Origin of the sequence: Pseudomonas salomonii (assembly GCF_900107155.1) — a bacterium.
Taxonomy (GTDB): Bacteria; Pseudomonadota; Gammaproteobacteria; order Pseudomonadales; family Pseudomonadaceae; genus Aquipseudomonas; species Aquipseudomonas salomonii.
In genome coordinates this window covers 1-25,925 of record NZ_FNOX01000017.1, presented here as the reverse complement: position 1 = coordinate 25,925, position 25,925 = coordinate 1, and the positions used below count along the sequence as shown (strand labels likewise).

Annotated in this window: 19 protein-coding genes and 1 pseudogene; 8 read left to right on the top strand and 12 right to left on the bottom strand. The window is 57.0% G+C overall.

Annotation, left to right across the window (positions count from 1 at the left end; genetic code table 11):
• Window positions 1-33 precede the first annotated feature (33 nt).
• Window positions 34-666 carry an isochorismate family cysteine hydrolase YcaC gene (gene ycaC, locus BLV67_RS29165; protein WP_069786654.1) on the bottom strand — a complete coding sequence of 211 codons (633 nt, stop codon included), beginning with the start codon at window positions 664-666 and terminating at the stop codon, window positions 34-36.
• Window positions 667-1,115: 449 nt separating this feature from the next.
• On the opposite strand from ycaC, the gene BLV67_RS29160 reads away from it, so the two are divergent.
• Window positions 1,116-1,352: a DUF6124 family protein gene (locus tag BLV67_RS29160; RefSeq protein WP_065911273.1), complete on the top strand. Its 237-nt coding sequence runs from the start codon at window positions 1,116-1,118 to the stop codon at window positions 1,350-1,352.
• A 65-nt stretch (window positions 1,353-1,417) separates the two neighbouring features.
• Here BLV67_RS29160 and fic read toward each other — a convergent pair whose 3' ends face one another.
• The 10 genes from fic to exaC form a co-directional block, all read right to left on the bottom strand.
• The gene (gene fic / locus BLV67_RS29155; protein ID WP_069786684.1) at window positions 1,418-2,539 is read right to left on the bottom strand and encodes a protein adenylyltransferase Fic; all 1,122 of its coding nucleotides are present in this window, start codon (window positions 2,537-2,539) and stop codon (window positions 1,418-1,420) included.
• Between the two features lie 497 nt (window positions 2,540-3,036).
• The gene (locus BLV67_RS29145) at window positions 3,037-3,807 is read right to left on the bottom strand and encodes a LexA family transcriptional regulator (protein WP_056861941.1); all 771 of its coding nucleotides are present in this window, start codon (window positions 3,805-3,807) and stop codon (window positions 3,037-3,039) included.
• A 214-nt stretch (window positions 3,808-4,021) separates the two neighbouring features.
• Window positions 4,022-4,549: an inorganic diphosphatase gene (gene ppa, locus BLV67_RS29140; RefSeq protein ID WP_003176323.1), complete on the bottom strand. Its 528-nt coding sequence runs from the start codon at window positions 4,547-4,549 to the stop codon at window positions 4,022-4,024.
• Window positions 4,550-4,642: 93 nt separating this feature from the next.
• Window positions 4,643-5,473, bottom strand: coding sequence for a M90 family metallopeptidase (locus BLV67_RS29135; RefSeq protein WP_065911259.1), 831 nt, complete (start codon window positions 5,471-5,473; stop codon window positions 4,643-4,645).
• A 6-nt stretch (window positions 5,474-5,479) separates the two neighbouring features.
• Window positions 5,480-6,133, bottom strand: coding sequence for a DedA family protein (locus tag BLV67_RS29130; RefSeq protein WP_065911258.1), 654 nt, complete (start codon window positions 6,131-6,133; stop codon window positions 5,480-5,482).
• 323 nt (window positions 6,134-6,456) lie between these two features.
• Window positions 6,457-6,915, bottom strand: coding sequence for a GNAT family N-acetyltransferase (locus tag BLV67_RS29125; protein ID WP_065911257.1), 459 nt, complete (start codon window positions 6,913-6,915; stop codon window positions 6,457-6,459).
• 92 nt (window positions 6,916-7,007) lie between these two features.
• The gene (eutC, locus tag BLV67_RS29120) at window positions 7,008-7,841 is read right to left on the bottom strand and encodes an ethanolamine ammonia-lyase subunit EutC (protein WP_069786653.1); all 834 of its coding nucleotides are present in this window, start codon (window positions 7,839-7,841) and stop codon (window positions 7,008-7,010) included.
• Window positions 7,838-9,232, bottom strand: a complete 1,395-nt coding sequence (locus BLV67_RS29115; RefSeq protein ID WP_069786652.1) for an ethanolamine ammonia-lyase subunit EutB — start codon at window positions 9,230-9,232, stop codon at window positions 7,838-7,840. Before BLV67_RS29115 ends, eutC begins: the two co-directional genes overlap by 4 nt.
• 52 nt (window positions 9,233-9,284) lie before the next feature.
• On the bottom strand, window positions 9,285-10,718 hold the full coding sequence (gene eat / locus BLV67_RS29110) for an ethanolamine permease (protein ID WP_065911255.1): 1,434 nt from the start codon (window positions 10,716-10,718) through the stop codon (window positions 9,285-9,287).
• Between the two features lie 182 nt (window positions 10,719-10,900).
• Complete coding sequence (exaC, locus tag BLV67_RS29105) at window positions 10,901-12,421, bottom strand: acetaldehyde dehydrogenase ExaC (protein WP_056861948.1); 1,521 nt, start codon at window positions 12,419-12,421, stop codon at window positions 10,901-10,903.
• A gap of 271 nt (window positions 12,422-12,692) precedes the next feature.
• Between exaC and BLV67_RS29100 the strand changes: the two genes are divergently transcribed.
• From BLV67_RS29100 to BLV67_RS29070, 7 genes are all read left to right on the top strand, one after another.
• Window positions 12,693-14,600: a sigma-54-dependent Fis family transcriptional regulator gene (locus BLV67_RS29100; RefSeq protein WP_069786651.1), complete on the top strand. Its 1,908-nt coding sequence runs from the start codon at window positions 12,693-12,695 to the stop codon at window positions 14,598-14,600.
• Between the two features lie 176 nt (window positions 14,601-14,776).
• A complete protein-coding gene (locus BLV67_RS29095; RefSeq protein ID WP_141722706.1) occupies window positions 14,777-17,977 on the top strand; it encodes a hypothetical protein in 3,201 nt (1,066 codons plus the stop codon).
• Between the two features lie 279 nt (window positions 17,978-18,256).
• A complete protein-coding gene (locus tag BLV67_RS29090) occupies window positions 18,257-19,210 on the top strand; it encodes a hypothetical protein (RefSeq protein WP_069786649.1) in 954 nt (317 codons plus the stop codon).
• A 378-nt stretch (window positions 19,211-19,588) separates the two neighbouring features.
• A complete protein-coding gene (locus tag BLV67_RS29085) occupies window positions 19,589-22,816 on the top strand; it encodes a hypothetical protein (RefSeq protein ID WP_141722705.1) in 3,228 nt (1,075 codons plus the stop codon).
• Window positions 22,817-23,244: 428 nt separating this feature from the next.
• Window positions 23,245-24,594, top strand: a complete 1,350-nt coding sequence (mpl, locus tag BLV67_RS29080) for a UDP-N-acetylmuramate:L-alanyl-gamma-D-glutamyl-meso-diaminopimelate ligase (RefSeq protein WP_069786647.1) — start codon at window positions 23,245-23,247, stop codon at window positions 24,592-24,594.
• Window positions 24,591-25,220 (top strand): flavin prenyltransferase UbiX, encoded by a 630-nt coding sequence (ubiX, locus tag BLV67_RS29075; protein WP_017136038.1) that lies wholly within the window; start codon window positions 24,591-24,593, stop codon window positions 25,218-25,220. The genes mpl and ubiX overlap by 4 nt, the downstream gene beginning before the upstream one ends.
• The gene (locus tag BLV67_RS29070) at window positions 25,213-25,497 is read left to right on the top strand and encodes a YceK/YidQ family lipoprotein (RefSeq protein ID WP_065911251.1); all 285 of its coding nucleotides are present in this window, start codon (window positions 25,213-25,215) and stop codon (window positions 25,495-25,497) included. Before ubiX ends, BLV67_RS29070 begins: the two co-directional genes overlap by 8 nt.
• Before the next feature lie 155 nt (window positions 25,498-25,652).
• On the opposite strand, the pseudogene BLV67_RS29065 reads toward BLV67_RS29070, so the two are convergent.
• Window positions 25,653-25,925 (bottom strand): annotated as a pseudogene (locus tag BLV67_RS29065) (IS110 family transposase); the annotation flags it as partial.

Genomic DNA, 25,925 nt, shown 5'->3' with positions numbered 1-25,925 from the left:
CCCACAATTTTTAGGGGGGAGAAACGCTCAATCTCAACCCTGACGCGCCGCCAGCGCCGAATAGCTGTTCATCAAATTGCGATAGTTAGGAATTCGCTGCGACAACAAATTCCCCAGCCCCTCGATATCGTTGCGCCAGTCACCCTGCAACTCACACGCCACCGAAAACCAATTCATCATCTGCGCCCCCGCCTGCACCATCCGGCTCCATGCCGCCTGCTGCACTGTCGTATTAAACGTGCCCGACGCATCCGTCACCACAAACACCTCAAACCCCTCCGCCAGCGCCGACAACGTCGGGAACGTCACACACACATCCGTCACCACACCCGCAATAATGATCTGCTTACGCCCAGTCGCCTTGACCGCCTTGACGAAATCCTCGTTGTCCCACGCATTGATCTGACCGGGGCGAGCGATATACGGCGCCTGCGGGAACATCTCTTTCAACTCCGGCACCAACGGGCCGTTGGGGCCTTGCTCGAAACTGGTGGTGAGAATGGTCGGCAAGTTGAAGAACTTGGCCACGTCCGCCAGGGCCAGCACATTGTTCTTGAACTCATTGGGGGAGAAATCCTGCACCAGCGAGATCAGGCCGGTTTGGTGGTCGACCAGCAAAACAATGGCGTCGTCTTTGTTCAAGCGGCTAAGGGTTGGAGTGCTCATGGTTGAAATCCTTTTTTGTTTAGGTTGGGTTGGCGTTGCGTTCAACATGGGCACAGATTAATGGGTGGGTGGCGGGGGATAAATCGGGCGGGGTAGGTAATACTGTCAACTAAAAGGTGACAATGGTTGGATGGCCAGCAGTACGGATCCCTTTCATTTGCAGGACGTTTCCTAGAGAATCCCGGCCGCTTGCGTCAGCAAAATCTCGCGACTAGGCTGCGTTCCGTCACTGCTTTTTCAGTGATCGGGTTTAGTCGCCCGGATTCGATTGGCGCATAAGCAATTCATGAGTCAGGCACCCCTTCGCCTGCATCTTATGGTGGCTGTGCGCAGGGCACCTCCGGGTGCGCCGGGTTCCCAATCGACCGGTCGACTAACCTGCGTACAGCTGCCGCCTTTCGTTTAGTCGCGGATCTTGGCAGCTCCAAATTATCGATTGGAGTTTTGCTATGAATAACGTTGTCTCGGATTCGCCAGCGTCGGCTGCGACTAAACCATTTACTGTTAATGAAGAATTGAGCTTCGAAGATGCCTGGGTGCGAGTGGCCGAGTTGCTGCAGTGTGCGGTGGCTACATCGCAGGCACTGGGTGAACCGCTGGGTGCGCCGCATCGGGCGGTGATGCATTTGGTGGAGATGGCGAAGATGGTGGCGGATCGGGCTGTGGAGTGTATGCAGCCGAAGTAAGAAAATGTCGCCTGTTCATTCTTCACCGTTCAGGCGACTCAATACTCAGTGTTCTTCAGTACGGCTCAGGCGTACGTCTTGAAGTCGTTGCTGTCGCGAATCAATAGCTGCATCAGCTTGGGATGAATGAAGAGCTTTTCCTTGCCAATCTGAACTTCCTGTAGAACGCCAATGGACACTAACTCTTTGAGGTAGCGAGAGGCGGCCTGGCGTTGAGCGATCTGCTTATCGACGACGTTGCTAATGCGGCAGTAGGGTTGCTCGAAAATCACATCCACTAATTCGCGGGTATAGGTTTTTGGCAGACGTTCGCGAACAAACTGGCTTGTGTGCTCGGATAGGCTGCGAATGGCGGCAATTTTGGCACTGGTCCAGCGGGCGGTTTCTTCTACGGCGGTGAGCATATAGAGCAGCCAGGGCTCCCAGGCTTGCTCGCGGGTCACATCAAGTAGCAGTCGGTAGTAATCGGCTCTATGCGCAATGATGAAATGGCTTAGGTAGAGAATCGGTAGATTCAGCAGACCTTCCTGAATCAGATACAGGGTATTGAGTACCCGGCCGGTACGGCCATTGCCGTCGGTGAACGGGTGAATGGCCTCGAATTGATAGTGCCCCACGGCCATTCGTACCAAAGGATCGAGGTCTGTCTCGTTGTGTAAAAAACGTTCCCAATTGGCTAGCAAGTCGCGTAATCGATCTTCGCCCTCTGGTGGCGTGTAGATGATCTCGCCGGTGCGGTCATTGGCTAGCTGGACGCCTGGTACACGGCGAATGTCCATGTTCACGCCCTTGAGCGTGCGACAGATTTCTACTGCCGTGCCTGTGGAGAGTGGGCGCTCAGCCAACGATTGGTAACCGTTATGAAGAGCCTTGCGGTACCGCAGGGCTTCTTTGGTCGCGGGATCTGCATGGTTGGCCCCATCCTGGGCATGCCGGAAGAGCAGGTCCGTGGTAGTGACGATACTTTCAATCTCGGAGCTGTCCTTGGCTTCCAGCAAGGGGATGGTATTGATCAGCATCGTTTGATTAGGGATCAGCTCGGCAGCTTGTTTCAATTCGGCCAAGGCTGCGCGGGCTTCAATGCAGCGTTTGAGTACTGCCCGGGTTTCCAGCTGTGCTGACGGCGGTAGTGGCGGAAGCTGGTTGTAAGGCTTATCGGCTTGCCATGGGAAATGAGGTGTTGTCATGGATGAGAGTGTGTCCACGAGGTCCATTTATAGGCGAGGTCGCTGTCATAAACGTCCTCTCATGGCATCAGTGTAATCATGTGGGCGTCATGTGTCGCTATTTTGTGATTTTTGCGACATGTCTTGTTCTTGTGTCGCTGGCGACGACACTTTAGCTAAGAGCCAACCGGCCAGGCGACTATTCATTTAGGCGTGCGCTTTAGAACAGAGTTTTTGCGGAGTAGAGGTGATAGTACGCAGCGGACCTACTCGCCCCAGCAGGTACCAACGCGTTTTTGAGGTTTAAATGGCATTAAAAAGCCGGCTTGTGGCCGGCTTCTCGGGGACTGCCTCAGCTTGTTTTTGACAAACCTCACCAGCCTTCAAATCGCTCAGCCCACGTCGAGTCGGGCTGAATAGTAGGGGCATCTGCGGGAACTCCTCCGCATCGCCAGGCAGGATAGGTAGCGCAAAGCCACCCCCTGCCAAATGTGGGCGGCATTCTACCCACATTCACCTCATATGCCTACCTCCGGGTCCGATTTAGAGCCTTCCCAGCCCAGCAGGTGTTCGTCCAGTGGGACCGGTCGGCGGTTGTTCAGGGTGGACCACCAGAACACCCAGCCGACGATCTCGAAGTTCTGTTCAAAGCGTTGTTCGTGGGTGAGGTATTCGTCCGGGTGTTCGCCGGCGTTGTGGCTGCGCATGCGCAGGCCGCCGCCAGGGCGGTTGTAGAGGTATTTGATGCGTAGCATGCCGTCGTGTTCGACGGCGTAGATTTCGCCGTCGGTGATTTGGCTGCGGCCTCGGTCGATGGCGAGGGTGGCGCCTTGCTGGATGATGTCGATCATGCTGTTGTCGACCATGTAGGCGCCTACCGCGCGGTCGGGGTTTACGTTGAGGGTTTCGAGGGTGTGCAGGGAGACGCGGATGCGCTCGGTCGAAGTGAACGTGGGGTGGAGGGGAATCTCCACGTCGATTTTTTCCGGGAGACGGACGGGGCCCGTGAGGTACTTGCCGCTTTCTTCGCGGGTGGCGATGCCTTTCCTTGGGTCCGGGCCTTCCAGCAGGAAGTTGGCCGGTGGGTGTTTGAGGCCTTCGCCGGTGCGCAGCCAACGGCTGGAGACGCAGAGCAGTTCTGCGATCTCGTTGAGTCGGCCCATGGGCACGCCGCGCTTGAACCAGTTGTTCACGTGTTGAGGCGTGACACCACGGTTCTTGGCGAAGTCGGAAGCGGAAAGATGAACTTCCCGCAGTAACGCTTTTAGTCGATCACCTGATGTATTCATAAACGCAGAGTTTACTGGCCTGAAAAACACATCAAATAAACTATGCGTTGAGTTTCGTGTGTAGGGATTTGCTTAGTTGTAGTCTGATATTTCAGTTATCTAATCTTATTAAACGCTCCGAATTAAACATTGAACTTTGCGTTTAATTTTTCCCACAAAAAAAGCCCCGAATCGTCGGGGCTTTTTAGATTGCCGAGGCAATGAGGAGCGGGTATCAGCCTTTGTAGGCAGCGACCGACTTCATGATCTCGGCGCGGGCGGCGTCTGCGTTGCCCCAACCGTCGATCTTCACCCATTTGCCTTTTTCGAGGTCTTTGTAGTTCTCGAAGAAGTGCTTGATCTGTTCCAGCAGCAGTGGCGGCAGGTCGGTGTATTCCTTCACGTCCACATACAGCTGAGACAGCTTGTCGTGTGGCACCGCGATAACTTTGGCATCGCCGCCGCCGTCGTCGGTCATGTTCAGGATGCCGACTGGGCGCGCACGGATGACCGAGCCTGGGGTAACCGGGTAAGGGGTTACTACCAGCACGTCGAGGGGGTCGCCGTCGTCAGCCAAGGTGTTAGGAATGAAACCGTAGTTGGCCGGGTAGAACATTGGGGTGGCCATGAAACGGTCAACGAACAGGCAGTCGCTGTCTTTGTCGATTTCGTATTTGATCGGCGCGTGGTTGGCCGGAATTTCGATGGCGACGTAGATGTCGTTCGGCAGGTCTTTGCCAGCCGGAATCTTGCTGTAGCTCATTGGGCGGTGCCCCCGTAGTTGGCCATGAAACATGGCCGGATTGGCCTAAAAGTGGCGGCGATTATAGGCATATTCTGACGCCGATGCCATGCGTCAGACGTCGTGTGGCGCCAGCGGTTCAGTCTGGTAGCGGGCATCGCCGGTTTGCAGTTGGTGCAGGCGGGCCAGCGGGTCCTGGCGATAAAAGCGGCTCAATTGCGCGTACACCTGGGGATAACTGCTGACCAGTAAATCCGGGGCACTGAAGAAATACTCACTGGTGACGGCAAAGAACTCCGCCGGGTTTTCGGCGGCGTAGGGGTCGATGTCGGTTTCGGCGTCCGGGTTGGCATCCAGCTGGCGGTTGAGGTCGTCAAAGGCGCTTTGCATCACGCTGGCCCATTCCTGCACGCGCATGTCGTGGTGCAGCGGCGGCAAGCCGTTGGCGTCGCCGTTGAGCATGTCCAGCTTGTGCGCCAGCTCGTGAATCACCAGGTTGTAGCCTTCCCACTGGCCGCTGGCCAGAACGCCGGGCCAGGCGAGGATCACCGGGCCTTGCTGCCAGGCTTCGCCGCTGTGTTCACCGTCCCACTCGTGCTCAACGCCGCTGGCATCGCGATGGCGCTGGGGGCTGAGGAAGTCGTCAGGGTACAGCACGATTTCGTGGAAGCCCTGGTACCAGTCGAGGTCGCCCAGGTTCATCAGTGGTAATTGCGCCTGGGCAGCGAGCAGCAGGCGCTGTTCCTGATGCAGCTCGACGCCGGGCAGGGCGGTGAGGTGCTTTTCACTCAGGAACACCACGCAGGCTTCGCGCAGCCACTGGTCCTGCTCGGCGCTGATGCCGTCGAGGAAGGTCAGGTGATGGCGCACCCGCTGCCAGGTGTCATCGGCAATCGGGTGCTTGGCCAGCAGGCGCCGGCGACGCCAGGCGCTGAGGGACCACATCGCGGGTTACTGCGGCTTGGCTTCGGAGCTGCGGCCAAACCGGCTGCGGAACACGCCGATGATCATCGGCACCAGCGACAGCAGGATAATAAACACCACCAGCAGCGAGAGGTTCTTCTTGATAAACGGCACGTTGCCGAAGAAGTAACCCAGGGTGACCAGGCCGCCGACCCACAGGACGGTGCCGAACACGCTGAAGCCGAAGAAGCGCGGGTAAGGCATTTTGGCGATACCGGCCACGAACGGCGCAAAGGTGCGCAGGATCGGCAGGAAGCGCGCCAGGGTCACGGTTTTGCCGCCGTGTTTGTCGTAGAAGTCGTGGGTTTTTTGCAGGTAATCGCGGCGGAAAATTTTCGAATTCGGGTTGCTGAACAAGCGTTCCCCGGCCGTTCGTCCGATCACGTAGTTGGTACTGTCGCCGAGGATGGCTGCCAGCATTAACAGGCCGCCCAGCAGGACCGGGTCCATGCCGCCGCCTGCGGCAATGGCGCCGGCGATAAACAGCAAGGAATCACCGGGCAGGAAAGGCATTACCACCAAACCGGTTTCGCAAAAGATAACCAGGAACAGAATGGCGTAGATCCACACTCCGTAGTTTCTTACCAGCATGTCGAGGTACACGTCGAGATGCAGGATAAGGTCGAGCGGGTTGAAATCCATGAATGGCACCTGTGTGAATGGCCCGGCTCAGCGGGCCTGTGCGGAAGCTACGGGTAAGTTAGGCTACAAGCGTATGTCGCGATTCTTACAACTCTGAGAGGTCCGCATTATACGGATTGAGAGGTGAAAAGCGTGTTGGTTTTGTAGCGGGGAGTGTCGCTGGTAGCAAGGCTCTACACCGATTCAAATGTTGCTTAGATGTAAAGGTGGGAGCGGGCTTGCTCGCGAAAGCGGTGGGTCAGTCGAGTCTTTATTAACTGATACACCGCTTTCGCGAGCAAGCCCGCTCCCACAGGGGATCTATGGTGGTTGGGCTAACAGCGTCAGTCCTCACTGATCGGCAGCACGTAGTTCTTGAACTCCGTATCCTCTCGAAAGCCGATCGACTCATAGGTCTTCTGCGCCACCTCGTTGTCACTGCTGGTCGACACCCGCAGCCGCACCGCGTGCGTTTCCTTGGCCATTTTCTTCGCGGTGCGCATCAGGTTGTCGGCCACCAACTGCCGGCGGGCATCTTCGGCGACGTAGATATCGTTGAGGATCCACACGCGTTTAAGCGACAGCGACGAAAAGCTCGGGTACAGCTGGCAGAAACCCAGCAACCTTTTGTCGTCATCATCCGCCAGGGCCAGGTAGATCACCGACTCCTTGCGGCGCAGGCGCTTTTCCAGAAAGGCCCGCGACGAATCCGGGAAGGGCAGTGCGCCATAAAATTCACGGTACTTGACGAACAACGGGGTCAGCAGGTCCAGGTGTTCCAGGGTCGCTTGAGTAATCCGCATGCCAGGCCTCAACTTCCAAATGGGGTATGACCACACACGCGGCCGTGACTCGATGCTGCCTAATGACGCAAAAAAGCGCAATCGTGCAGCGATCAGTCATTGGGTGGGCTAAGCAGGAAATTGCCTTTCATCAGGTCAGGATCATCCGATTCGATGGTTTGAACCTGCGCCTCATCCTTGAGGTTGACCCCCGACAGCTGCCGACGACAGGCTTCTTTCATCAAATAAAGCAGGCGATGGGCGGCCATGCCGTAGCTCAGGCCCTCCAGGCGCACGTTGGAAATGCAGTTGCGGTAGGCATCGGTGAGGCCGACCTTGGGGTTGTAGGTGAAATACAGCCCCAGGCTGTCCGGCGAGCTGAGCCCCGGCCGTTCGCCGATCAGAATCACCACCATCTTGGCCCCCAGCAACTGGCCGATTTCATCGGCCACGGCCACGCGGCCCTGTTCCACCAGGATCACCGGCGACAAGGACCAGCCTTCAGCCTGGGTCTGCTCCTCCATGCGTGTAAGAAACGGCAATGTGTGTTTATGCACCGCCAGCGCCGACAGGCCATCGGCCACCACCACGGCCAAATCCACGCCGCCTGGGTTGGCGGCGGCGTAGTCCCGCAGGCTCTGGGCTGACTCATCACTTAAACGTCGACCCAGATCCGGGCGCTGCAGGTACATGTGCCGGTCCACCGCAGCGCTGTGCAGCAGCAGGCTGTCACGCCCGCGCTCGGCCATTTGGCTGCTCAGGCCCGCGTGGTCGAAGGGCAAGTGCACCGCGTCGCGCGCCTGGGCGTGGGCGAACTGGAAATCCAGTTGCGCGTTGGTGGGAATACTGGTGCCGGTGCGGCCCAGCGCAATGCGTGCAGGCGTGAGGCGGCGCAGTTCCAGCCACGGGTTGTCAGGCAGGTCGAGTTGCACGGGCGGCTCCTTCATCCTAATTGCTTCAAGGCGTGACGAAACGCCGGTGGCAGGCTGTTGCCAAAGTGCACCTTGCCGTCGGCCTGGGTGAAGATGCCCATTTTCGCCAGCCACTGTTCAAACTCCGGCGCCGGCTTTAAACCCAATGTTTGCCGGGCGTACAGGGCATCGTGAAACGAGGTGGTCTGGTAGTTGAGCATGATGTCGTCGGAGCCGGGGATGCCCATGATGAAGTTGATCCCGGCCACGCCCAGCAGGGTCAGCAGCGTGTCCATGTCATCCTGGTCGGCCTCGGCGTGGTTGGTGTAGCAGATATCACAGCCCATCGGCACGCCGAGCAGCTTGCCGCAAAAGTGGTCTTCAAGGCCGGCGCGGATGATCTGCTTGCCGTTGTACAGGTACTCCGGGCCGATAAAACCTACGACCGTATTGACCAAAAACGGCTTGAAATGCCGCGCCACGGCGTAGGCGCGGGTTTCACAGGTTTGCTGGTCGACGCCAAAGTGCGCATTGGCCGACAAGGCACTGCCCTGGCCGGTTTCGAAATACATCAGGTTCTGGCCCAAGGTGCCGCGATTCAGGCTCAAACCCGCTTCGTAGCCTTCCTGCAGCACGCTCAGGCTGATGCCGAAACTGGCGTTGGCCGCTTCGGTGCCGGCAATCGACTGGAACACCAGGTCCAGCGGCACGCCACGGTTGATGGCCTCGATGGAGGTGGTCACGTGGGTCAGCACGCAGGCTTGGGTGGGGATTTCGTAGCGCTGGATGATCGCGTCGAGCATCTCCAGCATGGCGCAGATCGAAGCGATGCTGTCGGTGGCCGGGTTGATGCCGATCATCGCGTCGCCGTTGCCGTAGAGCAGGCCGTCGAGAATGCTGGCGGCGATGCCTGCGGGTTCATCCGTCGGGTGGTTGGGTTGCAGGCGGGTCGACAGCCGCCCGCGCCGGCCCATGGTGCCGCGAAACTGTGTCACCACGCGGATCTTCTGCGCCACCAGCACCAAATCCTGCACGCGCATGATCTTCGACACGGCAGCGGCCATTTCCGGTGTCAGTCCGGGCGCCAGGGCGCGCAGGCTTTGTTCATCGGCCGCATCACTGAGCAGCCAGTCCCGTAGGCCACCGACGGTCAGGTGGCTGACTACGCTAAACGCCTGTTTATCGTGGGTGTCGATGATCAGCCGGGTGACTTCGTCGCTTTCGTAGGGGATCAGCACTTCTTCGAGGAAGTGTTTCAACGGGATATTGGCCAGCGCCATTTGCGCCGCCACGCGCTCGCCGTCGTTTTGCGCCGCCACGCCTGCGAGGAAGTCGCCGGAGCGCGCCGGGCTGGCCTTGGCCATCACGTCCTTGAGGCTGTCGAAACGGTAAGTCTGTGTACCCACCGCGTGGGAAAAGCTTGCCATACAGTGTCTCCTGGGCGGCGCAAGCAGATGCTCGCGCCGAGGTTTACGGCTATCAGTGCAAGGCGGCCTCTGCGGCCTGGATCGCCGCGAATTCCTCTTCGGGCGTGCCCGCTACTAAGTGATGCCGGCTGTAGAAAGCAAAGTAAGCAATTAATACTCCATAGATGATCGCCGCGCCAATCACCACCCGTGGATCCACCAGAAAGCCCGCCACCACGGCCACGCAGGCCAGTAGCAGCGCGATACCTGACGTGAAAATGCCACCCGGCGTACGGTACGGACGCTCCATCTTGGGGCGACGGATGCGCAACGTGATATGCGCGGCCATCATCAGCACGTAGGAAATGGTCGCGCCGAACACCGCCACCAGAATCAGCAGGTCACCTTGACCGGTCAGCGACAGGCCAAAGCCGATGATGCCGGGAATGATCAAGGCCAGCACCGGCGCCTTGCTTTTGTTGGTCTGCGACAGCTTGCGTGGCAGGTAGCCGGCGCGGGACAGAGCAAAGATCTGCCGCGAATAGGCGTAGATAATCGAGAAAAAGCTCGCGATCAGCCCGGCCAGGCCCACCAGGTTGACGAAGCTGCCCATCCAGGTCGAACCGCCGTACGACAATGCCAGCGCTTCAACCAGCGGGTTGCCCGACTTGACCAGTGCGTAAGTGCCCGCACCGCCTGGCGCAATCACCAGAATCAACAGGGCAAAGCTGGTCAGCACCACAATGGCGCCGATCAAGCCACGCGGCAGGTCACGCTTGGGGTTCTTGGTTTCTTCGGCGGCCAGGGGCACGCCTTCGACGGCGAGGAAAAACCAGATCGCGTAGGGAATCGCCGCCCACACGCCGACATAGCCAAACGGCAGGAAGCTGCTGGCGCCCTTGGCCTCGGTCACCGGGATATCGAGCAAGTTGGCGACGTTGAAGTGCGGCACCATCGACACCAGGAACACAGCCAAGGCAATCGCTGCGATGGCGGTGATCACAAACATCAGCTTCAGGGCTTCACCCACGCCGAAGATGTGGATGCCGATAAAGATGATGTAGAACGCCAGGTAAATCATCCAGCCGCCGATGCCGAACAACGACTCGCAATAGGCGCCGATAAACACCGCGATGGCGGCGGGCGCGATCGCATATTCAATGAGGATGGCGGTGCCCGTGAGGAACCCGCCCCAAGGGCCGAAGGCACTGCGGGCAAAGCCGTAGCCACCGCCGGCGGTAGGAATCATTGAAGACAGTTCGGCCAGGGAGAAACACATGCACAGGTACATGGTGGCCATCAGCAAGGTGGCGAGGAACATACCGCCCCAGCCACCCTGGGCCAGGCCGAAGTTCCAACCGGCGTAGTCGCCGGAGATCACGTAGGCAACGCCAAGGCCGACCAGCAGCACCCAACCGGCAGCGCCTTTTTTCAGTTCGCGTTGTTGGAAATAGTCGGTGCCGACTTTTTCGAAGTCGACGGAAGAGCCAGTGGGTTCGCTAGGCATGGGAAAGTACCGTCCGTTGTTATTATTGTGTGTAGCAAGCGAGATCATTCCCACGCTCTGCGTGGGAATGCATCCCGTGACGCTCTGCGTCACCTTGCACCGGCTTGAGCCTTGTGCAGACATCGGGACGCGGAGCGTCCCAGGCGGCATTCCCACGCAGAGCGTGGGAACGATCGGGAGGGTTAGAAAAAGCCCAGCGGATTAATGTCGTAACTCACCAGCAGGTTTTTAGTCTGCTGGTAGTGGTCCAACATCATCTTGTGGGTCTCACGGCCCACGCCGGACTTCTTGTAGCCACCAAACGCGGCATGCGCCGGGTACAGGTGGTAGCAGTTGGTCCACACGCGGCCCGCCTTGATCGCGCGGCCCATGCGGTAGGCGCGGTTGATGTCGCGGGTCCACACGCCGGCGCCGAGGCCGAACTCGGTGTCGTTGGCAATCGCCAGGGCTTCGGCTTCGTCCTTGAAGGTGGTGATGCTCACCACCGGGCCGAAGATTTCTTCCTGGAACACGCGCATCTCATTGGTGCCCTTGAGCAGCGTCGGCTGGATGTAATAACCACCGGCCATGTCGCCGGTCAGTTGCTCGACCTTGCCACCGGTGAGCAGTTGCGCGCCTTCGCCCTTGGCGATTTCCAGGTAGGACAGGATCTTGTCGAACTGCTGCTCGGACGCCTGGGCGCCGACCATGGTGTCGGTGTCCAGCGGGTCGCCGCGTTTGATCTGCTCGATCTTCTTCATCACCACTTTCATGAAGTCGTCGTAGATCGACTCTTCCACCAGTGCGCGGGATGGGCAGGTGCACACCTCGCCCTGGTTGAAGAACGCCAGGACCAGGCCTTCAGCGGCTTTTTCGATAAACGAAGGCTCGGCTTTCATGATGTCGGCAAAGAAGATGTTCGGCGACTTGCCGCCCAGCTCAACGGTCGACGGAATAATGTTCTCGGCCGCCGCGTGCATGATGTGCGAGCCCACCGGCGTGGAACCGGTGAAGGCGATCTTGGCGATGCGCTTGCTGGTGGCCAGGGCTTCACCGGCTTCTTTACCGAAGCCGTGCACCACGTTCAGCACGCCAGGCGGCAGCAGGTCGCCGATCAGCTCCATCAGCACGTTGATGCCCAGCGGGGTTTGCTCGGCGGGTTTAAGCACCACGCAGTTACCGGCGGCCAGGGCCGGTGCGAGTTTCCAGGCGGCCATCAGCAGCGGGAAGTTCCACGGGATGATCTGGCCGACCACGCCCAGTGGCTCGTGGAAGTGGTAGGAGGCGGTGAGTTCGTTGATCTCGGCGCTGGTGCCTTCCTGGGCGCGGATGCAACCGGCGAAGTAGCGGAAGTGGTCGGCGGCCAGCGGGATGTCGGCGTTGAGGGTTTCACGCACGGCCTTGCCGTTGTCCCAGGTTTCGGTGATGGCCAGCAGTTCGAGGTTCTGTTCGATACGGTCGGCGATTTTCAGCAGCACCAGCGAACGGTCCTGGGCCGAGGTCTTGCCCCAGGCGTCAGCGGCGGCGTGGGCCGCGTCCAGGGCCTTGTCGATGTCTTTGGCGGTGGAGCGCGGGAATTCGGCGATGGGCTTGCCGTTGACCGGCGAGGTGTTGGTGAAATAGTTGCCGTCCACCGGCGCAACGAATTCGCCGCCGATGAAGTTGCCGTACTTGGCCTTGAAGGAAACGATCGAGCCTTCGGTGCCGGGATGTGCGTAACGCATGGTGGGTATCTCCTGCTTTTATGTTTATTGGAGTACAGCGGTGTTGCGCGTGATAAAGCGTAGAGCAAAGGTCGGGCCACCGCCTTGCACGCCAGGTAAATCAAGGGTTTTGGCTTTGTTGCAAAGCGTCGCTGTGACACTTGCGGTACAGGTGGGGTGACAGTTTGTGCCATAAACGGTACAGCCTGTGACCAGTGGGTCGGCCCGGGATTGCAATGCCCGGATGGCTGGGGGATGCTGGCCGTTCTCACGCAGGGAGAATAATAAGAACATGCATAACGATCATTTCAGTCGCCATGCCCAGCAAGTCCTCACCGTCACCCGTGGGCAAGACCTCGGCCAGGGCCCCGGCAGCGACCCATCCATCGCCCGCTCCTGGCTGCGCTGCCTGGAGGACTATCACCTCGACCCGGCGCTGACCATGGCCCCCACCGTGCTTGAACACGGGCGCCTGCTCGAAAGTCGCGAGCGCTTGCAGCAAGTGCTGCACATCGCCGGCAGCGAGATGAACAGCCTGCATCAACAACTCTCCGGCGCCGGGCATGCGGTGCTGCTCACCGACGCCCGCGGGGTGATCCTCAACTGCGTGACTGCGCCGGCCGAGCGCAAGGTGTTCGAGCGCGCAGGCCTGTGGCTGGGCGCCGATTGGAGCGAGGCGTGCGAAGGCACCAACGGTATCGGCACCTGCCTGGTGGAGCGCCAGTCCCTGACCATTCACCGCGACGAGCATTTTCGCGGCCGCCACACCGGCCTGACCTGCTCGGCAAGCCCGGTGTTCGACCCCCATGGCGAACTATTGGCCGTGCTGGACGTGTCATCGGCGCGTGAGGCCGTGTCGCGTCAAAGCCAGTTCCACACCATGGCGCTGGTGAACTTGTCGGCCAAGATGATCGAAAGTTGTTACTTCCTGCGCCATTTTGAACAGCACTGGCTGCTGCGCTTTCACCTGCAGGCGGAGTCCGTGGGGTTGTTCAGCGAAGGGTTGCTGGCGTTCGACGGTGAAGGGCGTATCTGTGCGGTCAACCAAGGTGCGTTGAACCTGCTGGGCCAGGCGCGCGGCGGTTTGCTCGGGCAGCCGGTAGAGGCGTTTTTCGAGTGTTCGCTGGACCAACTGCTCGGCCGTGCCAGCGCCAATGCCACGGCCAGCTGGCCGTTGCGTACGCGGGACGGCCGGCAGTTATTCGCCGCGCTGCGCGGGCAGGTGCAGAGTTTGCCCGCGCCGCTGCCCAAGCCCGAGGCGCCACGCCTGCCGGGTATCTGCCTGGGTGACCCTGCGTTGCAACGTGATTTTAACAAGGCGCTGAGGGTGTTCGAACGCGACGTGCCGCTGCTGATCAACGGCGAAACCGGCTGCGGTAAAGAGGCGTTCGCCAAGGCCGTGCATCAGGCCAGCTCGCGTGCCAATAACGCCTTCGTCGCTCTCAACTGCGCCGCCATCCCGGAAAACCTGATTGAAAGTGAGTTGTTCGGTTACCGCGGCGGCAGCTTTACCGGCGCGTTAAAGGAAGGGATGCGTGGCAAATTACAGCAAGCCGACGGCGGCACGCTGTTTCTCGATGAGATTGGCGACATGCCCTTCGCGTTGCAAACCCGCCTTTTAAGGGTGCTGGAAGATCGCGTGGTGGTGCCCATCGGCGGTGCGCCGCAGGCGGTAGACGTCAGAATCATCAGCGCCACCCATCGTGACCTGTTGGCACGTGTTGCGAACGGTAGCTTCCGCGAAGATCTTTACTATCGTCTCAACGGCCTTGAAATAGCCGTGCCGCCCCTGCGTGAGCGTAGTGATAAAGCGCAATTACTGGCGTTTTTGCTGGCGCAAGAGGCAGCAGGACAGGTTGTTTTGCTTGATGAGGAGGCGCGGCACGCGTTGCTCGACTACGCCTGGCCGGGCAACGTTCGGCAATTGCGCAACGTACTTCGCACCCTGGCGGCCTTGTGCGAGAACGGGCGAATCAGGTTGGACGATTTGCCGCCCCTCATCCGCCAGGCGCGAGCGGCGATGGTTGTCGAGCCCCGGCAAGGGGGCGCTTTGGACGATGCAGAGCGCGTAGTGTTGCTCAACGCACTGAAGCAGCAACATTGGCACATGTCCCACGCAGCAGAAAGTTTGGGCGTGAGCCGGAATACGCTTTACCGGAAGTTACGCAAGCATGGTATCGAACGGTGTCCACAAGCGTGATCTGCACGTTTTAACCGCAACACATATGAAGCCTGATTATGAGGCGCTGATGAGGGCGACGTTTAGAACTGAAATATCTGGGTAAGCTTTTCCGAATTTTTTTTGTATGACTTGTAAGACATTGCACCACTCAGCGTACGAACAGTTATTCATTTGAATCGTACGCGAGTGTGGAAATGACAAATTTTCAAGACGTCAGAGTAACGCCTACCTTATCAGGCAACGTGGTAAGCGAACTTCCTGCGGCTGCCATCAAGAGTGCAGTCGTTCACAGCAACACACACGCGCAAATGCCTGACAGTCCCGACGCGCGTGCAATGGCTGACGCTCAATTGGCGAAGACCTACGCGATCGCATTAGCGACGCGCTCCTATCACGCCTCAATAGCGCCGCCTGACGTTCAAGTCACCCCTGAGTCCACACTCGGGCGTTGGCGCACCCAATTGGACAGTGCTTTCAAAAGCCCTGGATTTTTATCGTGGGCGAAAGCACAGGGGCTCGATACCAGGAGTCTCAAACTGGATCCCGTCCTCGGGGAGTTGACCGGCCTTGTAAATGGCAAGCTGCAGACGTTTTCCCTAAAAGATGATTCGGGCTGGTCAGATGTTTCTCGCGTGCTGTTATCGATTGCCAAGGCGATCGCTCCAATGCTCGGCCAGGCGTTCAATTACCCCTGGCCGGACGGTAAGGTGCCGCTGTACACGGTGGGGCGATTTTATGGAGCGCCTATCGACCTCTCCCCTTCGCAAGCTGCCTCGCACCGTGAGAAATTGATAGAAGGCGCCGCGTTTGAGTTTGAACCTGTGGGGCATGCGTCGCAGCGATCGGTAGAAGCATTAGCGGAGCAGGGCAAGGCGCTGGGTGATGACGCTAACCGTCATGCACTTATCGCTGCACTGAGGTCCCAGGTAGACGATGCTGGAGGGAAGATTGATCTGAATAACGTTATGGTCCCGATTGACCGACGTTCAAGTTTATTTCTTACCGAACAGCGCCGAGAGATAAGTGTTGCACAACTGCTCGAAAAGCAAGGGCATAAACTACCCGTCGACAGCACGCAGGCGCATGACCTGGCTAACGCACTGACCTTTGACCTTGCGCATAAGGTGCCTGGGGTTGACGCTGGTGGCGTCAGGCATATTGGTGGGCTGCTGAACAAAACTGAATTACGCAAGATGAAAGCGGTGGTGGATCAGTGGAAGCTCAAGCATGCAAGCCAGGCACCTGATCCGCAGGCAGGGGTGGGGGCAGGCAGTTTGTTACGCGGCCTGACCAGCACACTTGCGACGTCTACAAATAAGGTGATTGCGGACAACCCTTCATTTGCATTTGACCAACTCATTCGGTCGCCCGAGGCGCAGGCATTGGGCAAAACTATACAAGGTAAAATCAAATCAGCAGCGTCGCCGACCGGTGCAACTGAGGCCGTGACTGCGGCGCTTGTGCAAGAGCTTGACCCTAATCCAGAAAAGTCACGCTTCAACTTGGCGGGTTATAACCTCTATCAAAGCGAAAATGCAGGTGCCTCCGCTGCTGAAATCGTCAAACGTTTTACCGCTTACCTTGAAACTAAGGTGGGTGCTGAAGCGGCGCCTCTTGCTGCGCAACTATTACTGTCAGCCGTCGCCCCTGAACTCCTGGTAAAAAATATTCCACCTGGACTTGTTTATGGGTCTCATACGTGGGCGGATTTTTCTATAGCCGTTGCACTGGTAGAGCAAGAAGCGCCTGGCGCATCGGGGAACATGACGCTCAGTCAAGTCATGAACTATGCAGACGCGCAGCTTAGTATTCTTGACGGTGGGGATGAGTTAGCTGCCGCGTCCGCCGATTCGCTTATTGCATGGGGGCTCGCTAATCAGGTGATTAAAAACAACCCCAAGGGTCAATATACGTTCGAAGACGTCGAGCAATCATTAACAGTGTTAAAAAAGCAGAAAAAGGAATTGGCGTGGGCACGCGCTGAGCTGATGAAGCCAGCGCCCACTCGTGAGGCGTTGGCGCTGGCTGAGTTCAAGCGGGTGTTCCCGGGTGTTGACCCGACGAAGATAACACTACGAAGTAAAATGGATGACGGGTACCGTGTATCGCCACTTGATGTCTTCATGACGAAGCCCCTTAATCTGGAATGGTGGGCGCCGATAAATGAAAAGGAATTGCCTTGGGCAACGATTAAGTCTCGCTTTTCCGAGCTTGATCCAGACATCAATAAAACATTTTCTGAAACGTTTGAAGACTATACGAAGACTCAAACGGCGGCCTGGGCTATCCAGTTCAAGTATCAGGTTTCTCTGCTGCCTATAGCCGAACAAGAGCGTATCAACCAAGCGGATGTCACGTTCATGGGCGTGTCTCGCCCTTTTTTGGGTACAGAAGAAACGAACAGCAGCCAACTGTACCCTGGGCGCCGACCACGAACGCCGACCCCTAATGAACTTAAAGAGTTGGAAGGGGGGCAAGGTGTACTTATGAAAGTGGAGGGAGCTGACGGCAAGGTCGAGTACTATAGTTACTACCCAGGCCTAGGAAAGATCGTCAAGGAAAAGGGGGATCCGGGAGAACCGTCAAATTTTGATGACAGCAAGTATTTTTCCCCGGATTCCAAAGCCCGCGTACCCGGCACGTATAATGTTTTTACGGAATTTGATGCCACCAATCAGGACCGTGATGTGCCTGAGGTCACCGGCGAAGGACGAGTTCCTTATTTTTCTCGACGAAACGGTTCGCTGGCTACTGTGGTGGGTAAGTTTTTTACTAAAGATTATGGGCATTTGAAAGCACAGGCTGTCGGTGAAACGAGGATTGAAAAAAATACAGCAGGTATTCAAACCGTCAATAACTTTCTCCTTTCGCTTATTCCTTTCTATGACGGTATTAAGGATGCGATATCGGGGAATGTCGCAGGCGCAGTTTTCAATATCGGGTTCGATATTTTGGGGTTTTTTCTTCCCGGGGCAAGTGCCGCGAACAAGGCGTTGAAACTGGGCAAGTCAACAGGCAAAGTACTCAAGCGCTCTTTTTTTGCTGGTCTCGGTGCTTCGCTGGGCGTTACCGATGCCATTAACCTGCCGAGAAATATCAAGCGAGGGGTGGTGGCTGTCGGTAAGGATATGACGAGGGTGTACAAACACGCCGATGAGGTGCTTCCTCGACTCAAAGGCAATTATAGGTCTTATGAAGTGACAAGGACTTATAAGGACGGTGATATCGTCAAGGGCTTCTATCAGGTGGAATCAGATGGTGTGCGTAGGCCAGTAGTCGCTGTCTTAAAAAACGGGGCTTGGTATGCGTACAGTTCCCTCATGAATACACCCTTTGGTCCTCAGTTAGCGCAATTTGGTGTGCTGAGCGCACAGGCGCCGTCGAATAAAACGTAATGATGTTCAGACGGGTGGATTGACGAGTGCTCACCGCATTAGTGTGAGTGATTTATACGCGATGCACATCGTTGAGCGATTTAGCAGGCTGATGAGTGCCAGGCTGGCGGGTGAAGTGTGCCTGTGCGCCTGGAAAGTATTCTCCATGACTGTTGCGTATTCGTCATAGGGTTGAACTATTTATTTTGTAGCTTGGAACTGCTTGCGGCCTATCTGTTACACAGTAAGTGGAAGAAATGGATGGCTTTCTAATGCAAATCAATCATTAGGTAGATCATTATGATGCTTTCAAATGCAGCAGCAAGGCCGGTAGTATTCATAAAGTTTGGGGAGATTTTCAGTGGTGGATTCTACAGGACCGAGACGCCTAGCGTTATAAGGACAGGTGGAGCACCTAAGGTAGAAGGCCCGGGAGGGTCCAAGCCGGCAGACGGTAGCAATAACAATTTTGATCAGGGTTTTGTTGATAAAAAAGTGGGTTTCGACGGGCCGGGGCAAGCCACGGGTCATCGTCAGGCTGGGGATGCCCCTGATACAGAGGCCCCAGTTACTCCGGAAGTGGCTCAACACAGAGAAGCCAACAGGAAGAAGTGGCAAGCTCAAAAAGATGCTGGCGCCCGGGATAAGCTATTTGAACAGCCGACGGCAGGTCGAGTAGACGGAAATGAGGTGGAGCCTTTTTCGCAGAGTAAACTGGAAGAAAGCGCCAAGGCGGTCGTGAACACTAAAGTTCCGAAGGCGGGTCGAGCACTTCCGCTTGAAACGCGAAATATTGTCAAAGTCGCCACAATTACGGCCGCGATCACAGTACCCTTAACAGTTGCCGGGAAATTCGCCGCCAGCGTCGCTCTTGAATTTCTGAAGCCCAAAATCAATCCAGGGGAAACTCCGGCTACAGAGCAACATGTTATGGAGTCGCGGTTGGTTGATGAATCTCAGAGGGGTGTATTCCTATTAGCCAATACGTTGGGTAGCCTTCGTTCAGAAGAGGGTGTCAAACCAAGTGTGGAATGGTTGGCAAAGACAAATGAAGAACGGATGGACTATCTTGATGAGATGCTTGACTACCTTGAAGTCGAGTTTGCTAAAGAGGCGAAAGCGCTGAATATTGAAGTTCAGGCCCCGACACTCGGCGCGCAGAAAGATGATATCAAGAGCCGGGCTATTGGCATGGAGTCCAGAATGGCATACATCACCGAGCTGATGAAAGCTATCACAGCAAGCAATAGTTAATGCCAGCGTTGTACACGTTGTAGTGGGTTGTTCCGACGGATCCACTGCGTAGGCAGTTGCTCACGTAACAGGGGCAACTGCTTAGCGTGTTTCATACAATAACCATCGCGCGGGTGAACACTTTGATTATTCGTGCAATAACTGATCGTCGCATCGACCAACGTGCCATGACGCAGCAGCGAACCACGGTCTGCGCTCAGGGTACGGGGAATTAAAATAGCTCGCAGTTTGGGCTATTTGAATGATTGCCTTTTAGGGTGGGCGCTTATTAGGTAAGCCTTAAATTTGGCTGGCCTTATAAAAAGTTTTCGCGATTTGCGCTGTTGATTCAGGTGCGTTTGCAAGCCGTTCATCGAAAGCCTGAAAGAGAGATGAAATATGACTGTGCATACTATAAGTGCTGCGCCCTTTGGCTTACAAAAAAGTGGTTTTCCTCAACTGAACCGTCATGCGGGTAATGCACCGTCCGTGATGAGTGAGAACACGTCGTCGGATGACCTTGAGGCTGCCCGAACAGCGGCCGATGCGCGTGTGGAGCAAGATTATTGGAAGCAGAAGTCTTCAGGCGGATCGCGTGTGCCGGTTCCACCCGAGTCGACCCTGGGTCGTTGGGTTGAAGCACTGAGGTTTGCGGCCCATTCCTCTGCGTTCAGGCAATTGGAGAGCATGTTTGGTGGTCATGGTGCATTTACTCACCTTGATCACACCAAAGGTGAGATCTGGTTTGACTTCGGAAGAAAAAAAATAAATAGAGATTCGCCTGAGATCCAGGATGTTCCAGGCGGCCAAGCGTTGTTTAACAACTTGATAGCCATTGCTAAAAAATTGGCGCCTTCTGGCATATTGCGCCGGGAAGACGTCTATGAACTTGCCGGATCAGGACGCTCACGCACGGTCGATTCGAACCTTGTTCGTCAATTTATTAATGGCCCCGGTGCGAATATGTCGTCCGACCATCAGGTGCCTGTTGATATTTTAAGTAAAACGGGTGAAGCCGACACGTACCATAACCTGCTCGCTGCGTTGAAAAAACATATCGAGACGCCCGGCGCGAAACCGGATCTGGAATCCATCGTCGTAGAGATCGCACCGCACTCCGTCTTTTGGCGCGAAGACCAACCGCAGCCTGTCACGATGAATCTCAAGCAATTGATGGCCGCTTACGGTTTGCGAGTGCCGACGACACAGGAAGCGCTCGTCAATCTGGAGAATGTGTTGTTCGCAGCGCCCTTAAGTGCGCCACCTGAGGGTGACTTTGGTGGGTTGCTGACTAAGGATGTACCACTGGGCGAGGACGCCCGGAAAAAGATAAGCGAAACCGTCAGTGCCTGGAAGGCTCTTCAAACGCAGGTTCCGCTGGGCGCAGAGGGGAAGGCTCCAAGCCTTTTCGAGTATCTCAAACGTGCGGTTCCAGCGTCTGTCAGGGCGCTGGCCGATACCGATCCCGAAGCGTTTCTGAAAGTCTTGATAAACACCCCCCAAGCCCGTGCATTGGGTAAGCAACTGCAGGAGGCTATTGGCGCATTACCCACCGCAACCGGTGCCCAGGAAGCACTGCTCACGGCGTTGGGGCTGGAAGTCAACCCATCGTCAGCGGGGGTGGAGCGTAATAATTTAGCCGGGTATAACTTGCGCCAATCAGACAACGTGGGGCGTACGCCAGCCGAGATCGTCAAGCGCTTTGAAACCCATATGGAAGGTATCGTCGGCCCCGAGATGGCGAAGGTGGCCGCTTACCAATTGCTGGCTATGTCGGCTCCGGAGTTTTTGGTCAAAGATGTACCCGAATCAGTGGTTTTTGGCTCCCCGCAATGGGTGATGTTCAGCGCTGAAGTCTTTCGTCGTGAGCAAAACACCGCGGGGTCGTCGGCGGGCAAGCGCTATGATCAGATCCGGGAACAAGGGAGTCTGGAGCCTGTTACACGGGAGCAAGAGTATCAGACGAAAGCTGCTGTTTTGCAGGCGGTGATCGATTGGGGTGTCGCTAAAAACATTATCAAGGAAAACAGTGAGGGCTACTCCGAGCAAGCCATTGCGAGCGTAACGGCGGCCATGGAACAACAGACCAAGCGCCTGGCAGCTACTCTGGAAGGTGTTCTGGCTCCGCTGCCGACTCGTCTGGATTTGGCGCTGGAGGCGTTAACCAAGGTATTCGGTGAAGAACACGCCCACTTGTTTGAGAAAAAAATATTCTCGCGTCGCAGTGGGCTGCATACGTCAAAAACCTCCCTGGTGGACCTTTATATGTCTGGAACACTTCACCCCTGGTATGGTTGGACTTCTAATAATAAAGAATTTTCCAGGGCGGTTATTCTTGCGAGTGTCAACCAGTTGCCGGACATAAAGAAAAAATTCGTTGAGGGTTTTGACGCGTACGCCGACAGCTTCAGCAAGGCGGCGGGTGAGATGTTCCTGCATCAAGTATCGCTGTTGCCGAGTGAAGATCGGCAACGACTTGAGTTCGGCAGGACGCAAATGCAGCATTTGAGCCAGGCACCATTCTCAAAATTTCCTCAAGACAGTGAGAGTGATCCTTTATTTCAGATGTTCGGAGTGGGTGCGTTTTTCATCAAGACGCAATATAAAGGTGAAAGGGTCGATTATATTTACTTGCCACAGTTAGGGAGAATCATCAAAAACGGTGACCCTCTGCCTGGCGTTCCTGAAGGGTGGCGTATAAAGAACGAAGGCCTTGGTAATACTGGTTTGATTGTTAAAGGGAAGGCGTACGCCCTAAAGCCGATCTGGAGTTATATAGGGGCTCCGGAACGACCAGAGCCACATACGTTGACGCAGGAGAATACCCCCTCGGAAAGGATGAGTACGTTTGCCAAACAGTTAAGTGATGATTATAAAACGGCTGTCGATAATCTGAAGTCCGCGGCGAATGGCCTATCCGACTCCGAAAAAAAAAGCGCTCGATTGCACTTTGTCAAAAACTTTTTGTTGAGCCTCCTGCCTTTTCACGATCTTGTGAAAAATATAATAGAAGGCAATAAGCATGATGCAGTTGTCAATGGGGTCTATGACTTTATCGGCTTGTTTAATCCTGCTGCCAAAGGCGGTTTTAAGGCGGTTAACGTTGGTGCCAAAGGGGTAAGTTCAGTCCTGACATTTTTAAAAGGCGCTGCCAAGGCAGGACTTAAGGAAGGTATTCCGTTTAAGGGGTTCTATGACGTCGGGAGTGGTTTCTTTAAGTTGGGCAATAGCGCTTTGAAGGCGGCGCCTTCTGTTGACTTGGCCTCGTTTAGGGATAAGTTTTATCTGCCTGGGCGTGGTTGGAATGTCCCGCACGGTAGTTACAAGCAGACCATCGCCGATGGCACGTACCGGCCGCTGGATAAAACGGGTAGTGACGTTCCCGTTGTTGCGGTTAAACAAGGCAGCAAGTGGTATGCCATTGACCCCCAAACACTGAAACCCTATGGCCCTGCATTGAACGACTTCACGCCAATTACGGTGAAAGAGTTGCGTGATCTTCGTTACGACACTTCTACTGCTATAAAGGACAGTGATGGACATGTTGAGACGGCAGGAGAATTCAAGGAGAACGGATCGGGTCCGACACCACCTCAGCAGTCTTCTGCGCTGCAGGCCACCCGGTAGGTGCTGGTGCGGCGATCCGTACGGCATGAGGGTGATGATCAATAAGGCGCGCGCCTTGATCGTCACCCTCGGCCCTGGTTTGGCAGCAAGCCTACTGCCGTCAAGCCCACTCGTTACGCTGCCGACGCCAGCTATTCACAGCCATCGCCCGACGTGAACGCGACCGAGCGACAAGTGGTGATCACCCGAGTTGACACTCCAGCGGTCTAGTTAGCGCCAGTGTCGTACACCTCGCAGTGAGTTGTTCCGACGCAACCACCCAACAGCAGTTGCCCACTCAATCAAGGCAACTACTTAAAGTGTTTCGCCGCGTGAACAAGGCGCCCTCGAGCGAAGTGCCTGGCGCAGTTCGCTCGCGCTGCAACCGTTTAAAAGGTGCGATTTCCTACTCCCTGCGCTAACCTGCCTCGATGTTTACGAGGTCAACTATGCACATTCATATTCTAGGTATCTGCGGCACATTCATGGGTTCGATGGCGGTTCTGGCCAAAGAGCTGGGCCATCACGTCACCGGCTCCGACGCCAACGTCTACCCGCCCATGAGCACCCAGTTGCAGGCCCAGGGTATTGAACTGACCCAAGGTTACGACCCCGCGCAATTTGACCCGGTGCCGGACCTGGTGGTGATCGGCAACGCCATGTCCCGTGGCAACCCGGCGGTCGAATATGTACTCAACAAAGGCTTGCCGTATGTGTCCGGCCCGCAGTGGCTGGCCGACCATGTGCTGCAAGGCCGTTGGGTACTGGCGGTCGCGGGAACCCACGGCAAGACCACCACCAGCAGCATGCTGGCCTGGGTGCTGGAGCACGCGGGCATGGCCCCGGGTTTCCTGATCGGCGGCGTGCCGCAGAACTTCTCGGTGTCGGCGCGCCTGGGCGACACGCCGTTTTTTGTGATTGAGGCCGATGAGTACGACAGCGCCTTCTTCGACAAACGCTCCAAATTCGTCCACTACCGCCCGCGCACCGCGATCCTCAACAACCTGGAGTTCGATCACGCGGACATTTTTCCCGATCTGGCCGCCATCGAGCGCCAGTTCCACCATTTGGTGCGCACCATCCCCAGCGAAGGCCTGGTGATCCACCCGACCACCGAAGCGGCCTTGCAGCGCGTGATCGACATGGGCTGCTGGACGCCGGTGCAAACCACCGGCGCGGGCGGGCAGTGGCAGGTCAAGTTGCTCAGCGAAGACGGCTCGCGCTTTGAAGTGCTGTTCGAAGGCGAGGCCCAAGGCGTCGTCGAATGGGGCATGACCGGTCAACATAACGTCGCCAATGCCTTGGTCACCCTGGCGGCCGCACGGCATGTGGGCGTGGTGCCGTCCATGGGCATCGCCGCCTTGAGCGCGTTCAAGAGCGTGAAACGCCGCATGGAAAAAGTCGCTGATGTGAACGGGATTACCATCTACGACGACTTTGCCCACCATCCAACAGCCATTGCGACCACGCTGGATGGCCTGCGCAAGCGCGTCGGTGATGCCAATATCATTGCCATTATCGAGCCGCGCTCCAATTCCATGAAGCTCGGCGCGCACCGCGATGGTTTGCCGCAAAGCGTCAACGACGCCGACCAAGTGGTCTGGTACGCCCCGGCCAATCTCGGCTGGGACCTGCCGGCGATTGCGGCGCTGTGCACGGTGCCCTCCATCGTGTGTGACTCCATTGAGTCGATCATCGAGCGCGTCAAACACCAGGCCAAGCCCGGCACCCATGTGGTGGTCATGAGCAACGGCGGCTTCGGCGGCCTGCACGGCAAGCTGGCCGAGGCGCTCCAATGAGTGGCCCGGAACGCATTACCCTGGCGATGACCGGCGCATCCGGTGCGCCTTACGGCCTGCGCCTGCTGGACTGCCTGGTGCGCGAAGATCGCGAGGTGCACTTCCTGATTTCCAAGGCCGCGCAACTGGTGCTGGCCACCGAGACGGATGTGCAACTGCCGGCCAAGGTGCAGATGATGCAAGCCTTCCTCACCGAGTACACCGGCGCGGCGGCGGGGCAGATCAAGGTGTACGGTAAAGAAGACTGGATGTCGCCGGTGGCGTCCGGCTCCGGCGCGCCGGCGGCGATGGTGGTGGTGCCATGCTCCACCGGCACCTTGTCGGCGATTGCCACGGGCGCCTGCAACAACCTGATCGAGCGGGCGGCGGACGTGACCTTGAAGGAGCGCCGCCAGTTGATCCTGGTGCCCCGCGAGGCGCCGTATTCGAGCATTCACCTGGAGCACATGCTCAAGTTGTCGAACATGGGCGTGACCATCTTGCCGGCTTCGCCAGGGTTTTATCACCAGCCCCAAACCATCGATGACCTGGTGGACTTTGTGGTGGCGCGCATTCTCAACCTGCTGAACATTCCCCAGGACATGCTGCCACGTTGGGGCGAGCACCATTTGAGCAGCGATGAATAAGGCACTGTTGATGGTGTTGGCGCTGCAACTGACGGGCTGCGCCACGGCGCGCACCCTGGATGCCGCCCAACCTGGGGCGCCGGTGGTGTATGCCGGCACGCGGCTGGATTTGTATGCGATCAATGGCGGCTGTTGCGCCAAGGACCGCTTTGGCGCTGAGGCGCCGAGCTATCCGCATATCGACCTGCCGGCCAGTGCGCTGCTCGATACCTTGCTGTTGCCGCTGTCGTTATTGACGGTGTTGGGGGTGGGGTTCAACGCAACGGGCGGGCTTTAACCCCAGTCTAATAAGCGACCTGAATCTATTGTGGGAGCGGGCTTGCTCGCGAATGCGGTGTGTCAGTCGATGCATAATTTGACTGAAACACCGCATTCGCGAGCAAGCCCGCTCTTATCAAACAAAAAATAACTCATTGTTTTTGCTCTTAAAAATCAAGCCGCTTTAACCAGCTGCAACCCCAACTTTCGCGCCTTGCGCTCCAAGGCGCGCAGTTGCCGGTCCCGGCTACGCTCTTCAAATTCCTCTATTCCTTTCTCAACATAAGGCTGACCTTTGGTCAGCATCGCGTAGATCAGTCGTGCCAGTTGATGCGCTGTCGCCTTAATCGCGCAACAGGTGTCCATCCGGGTCAGGCGCGCTCGGTGGCTGGCACCGATAAAACTTTTGTCGTTACGTGCAATAGAGGCGGCTTGCTTCAGCGCTTG

Bases quoted from the DNA above. Each gene is read 5' to 3' on its own strand.
- ycaC (WP_069786654.1), bottom strand. From the start codon at position 666: ATGAGCACTCCAACCCTTAGCCGCTTGAACAAAGACGACGCCATTGTT.
- BLV67_RS29160 (WP_065911273.1), top strand. From the start codon at position 1,116: ATGAATAACGTTGTCTCGGATTCGCCAGCGTCGGCTGCGACTAAACCA.
- fic (WP_069786684.1), bottom strand. From the start codon at position 2,539: ATGACAACACCTCATTTCCCATGGCAAGCCGATAAGCCTTACAACCAG.
- BLV67_RS29145 (WP_056861941.1), bottom strand. From the start codon at position 3,807: ATGAATACATCAGGTGATCGACTAAAAGCGTTACTGCGGGAAGTTCAT.
- ppa (WP_003176323.1), bottom strand. From the start codon at position 4,549: ATGAGCTACAGCAAGATTCCGGCTGGCAAAGACCTGCCGAACGACATC.
- BLV67_RS29135 (WP_065911259.1), bottom strand. From the start codon at position 5,473: ATGTGGTCCCTCAGCGCCTGGCGTCGCCGGCGCCTGCTGGCCAAGCAC.
- BLV67_RS29130 (WP_065911258.1), bottom strand. From the start codon at position 6,133: ATGGATTTCAACCCGCTCGACCTTATCCTGCATCTCGACGTGTACCTC.
- BLV67_RS29125 (WP_065911257.1), bottom strand. From the start codon at position 6,915: ATGCGGATTACTCAAGCGACCCTGGAACACCTGGACCTGCTGACCCCG.
- eutC (WP_069786653.1), bottom strand. From the start codon at position 7,841: ATGAAGGAGCCGCCCGTGCAACTCGACCTGCCTGACAACCCGTGGCTG.
- BLV67_RS29115 (WP_069786652.1), bottom strand. From the start codon at position 9,232: ATGGCAAGCTTTTCCCACGCGGTGGGTACACAGACTTACCGTTTCGAC.
- eat (WP_065911255.1), bottom strand. From the start codon at position 10,718: ATGCCTAGCGAACCCACTGGCTCTTCCGTCGACTTCGAAAAAGTCGGC.
- exaC (WP_056861948.1), bottom strand. From the start codon at position 12,421: ATGCGTTACGCACATCCCGGCACCGAAGGCTCGATCGTTTCCTTCAAG.
- BLV67_RS29100 (WP_069786651.1), top strand. From the start codon at position 12,693: ATGCATAACGATCATTTCAGTCGCCATGCCCAGCAAGTCCTCACCGTC.
- BLV67_RS29095 (WP_141722706.1), top strand. From the start codon at position 14,777: ATGACAAATTTTCAAGACGTCAGAGTAACGCCTACCTTATCAGGCAAC.
- BLV67_RS29090 (WP_069786649.1), top strand. From the start codon at position 18,257: ATGATGCTTTCAAATGCAGCAGCAAGGCCGGTAGTATTCATAAAGTTT.
- BLV67_RS29085 (WP_141722705.1), top strand. From the start codon at position 19,589: ATGACTGTGCATACTATAAGTGCTGCGCCCTTTGGCTTACAAAAAAGT.
- mpl (WP_069786647.1), top strand. From the start codon at position 23,245: ATGCACATTCATATTCTAGGTATCTGCGGCACATTCATGGGTTCGATG.
- ubiX (WP_017136038.1), top strand. From the start codon at position 24,591: ATGAGTGGCCCGGAACGCATTACCCTGGCGATGACCGGCGCATCCGGT.
- BLV67_RS29070 (WP_065911251.1), top strand. From the start codon at position 25,213: ATGAATAAGGCACTGTTGATGGTGTTGGCGCTGCAACTGACGGGCTGC.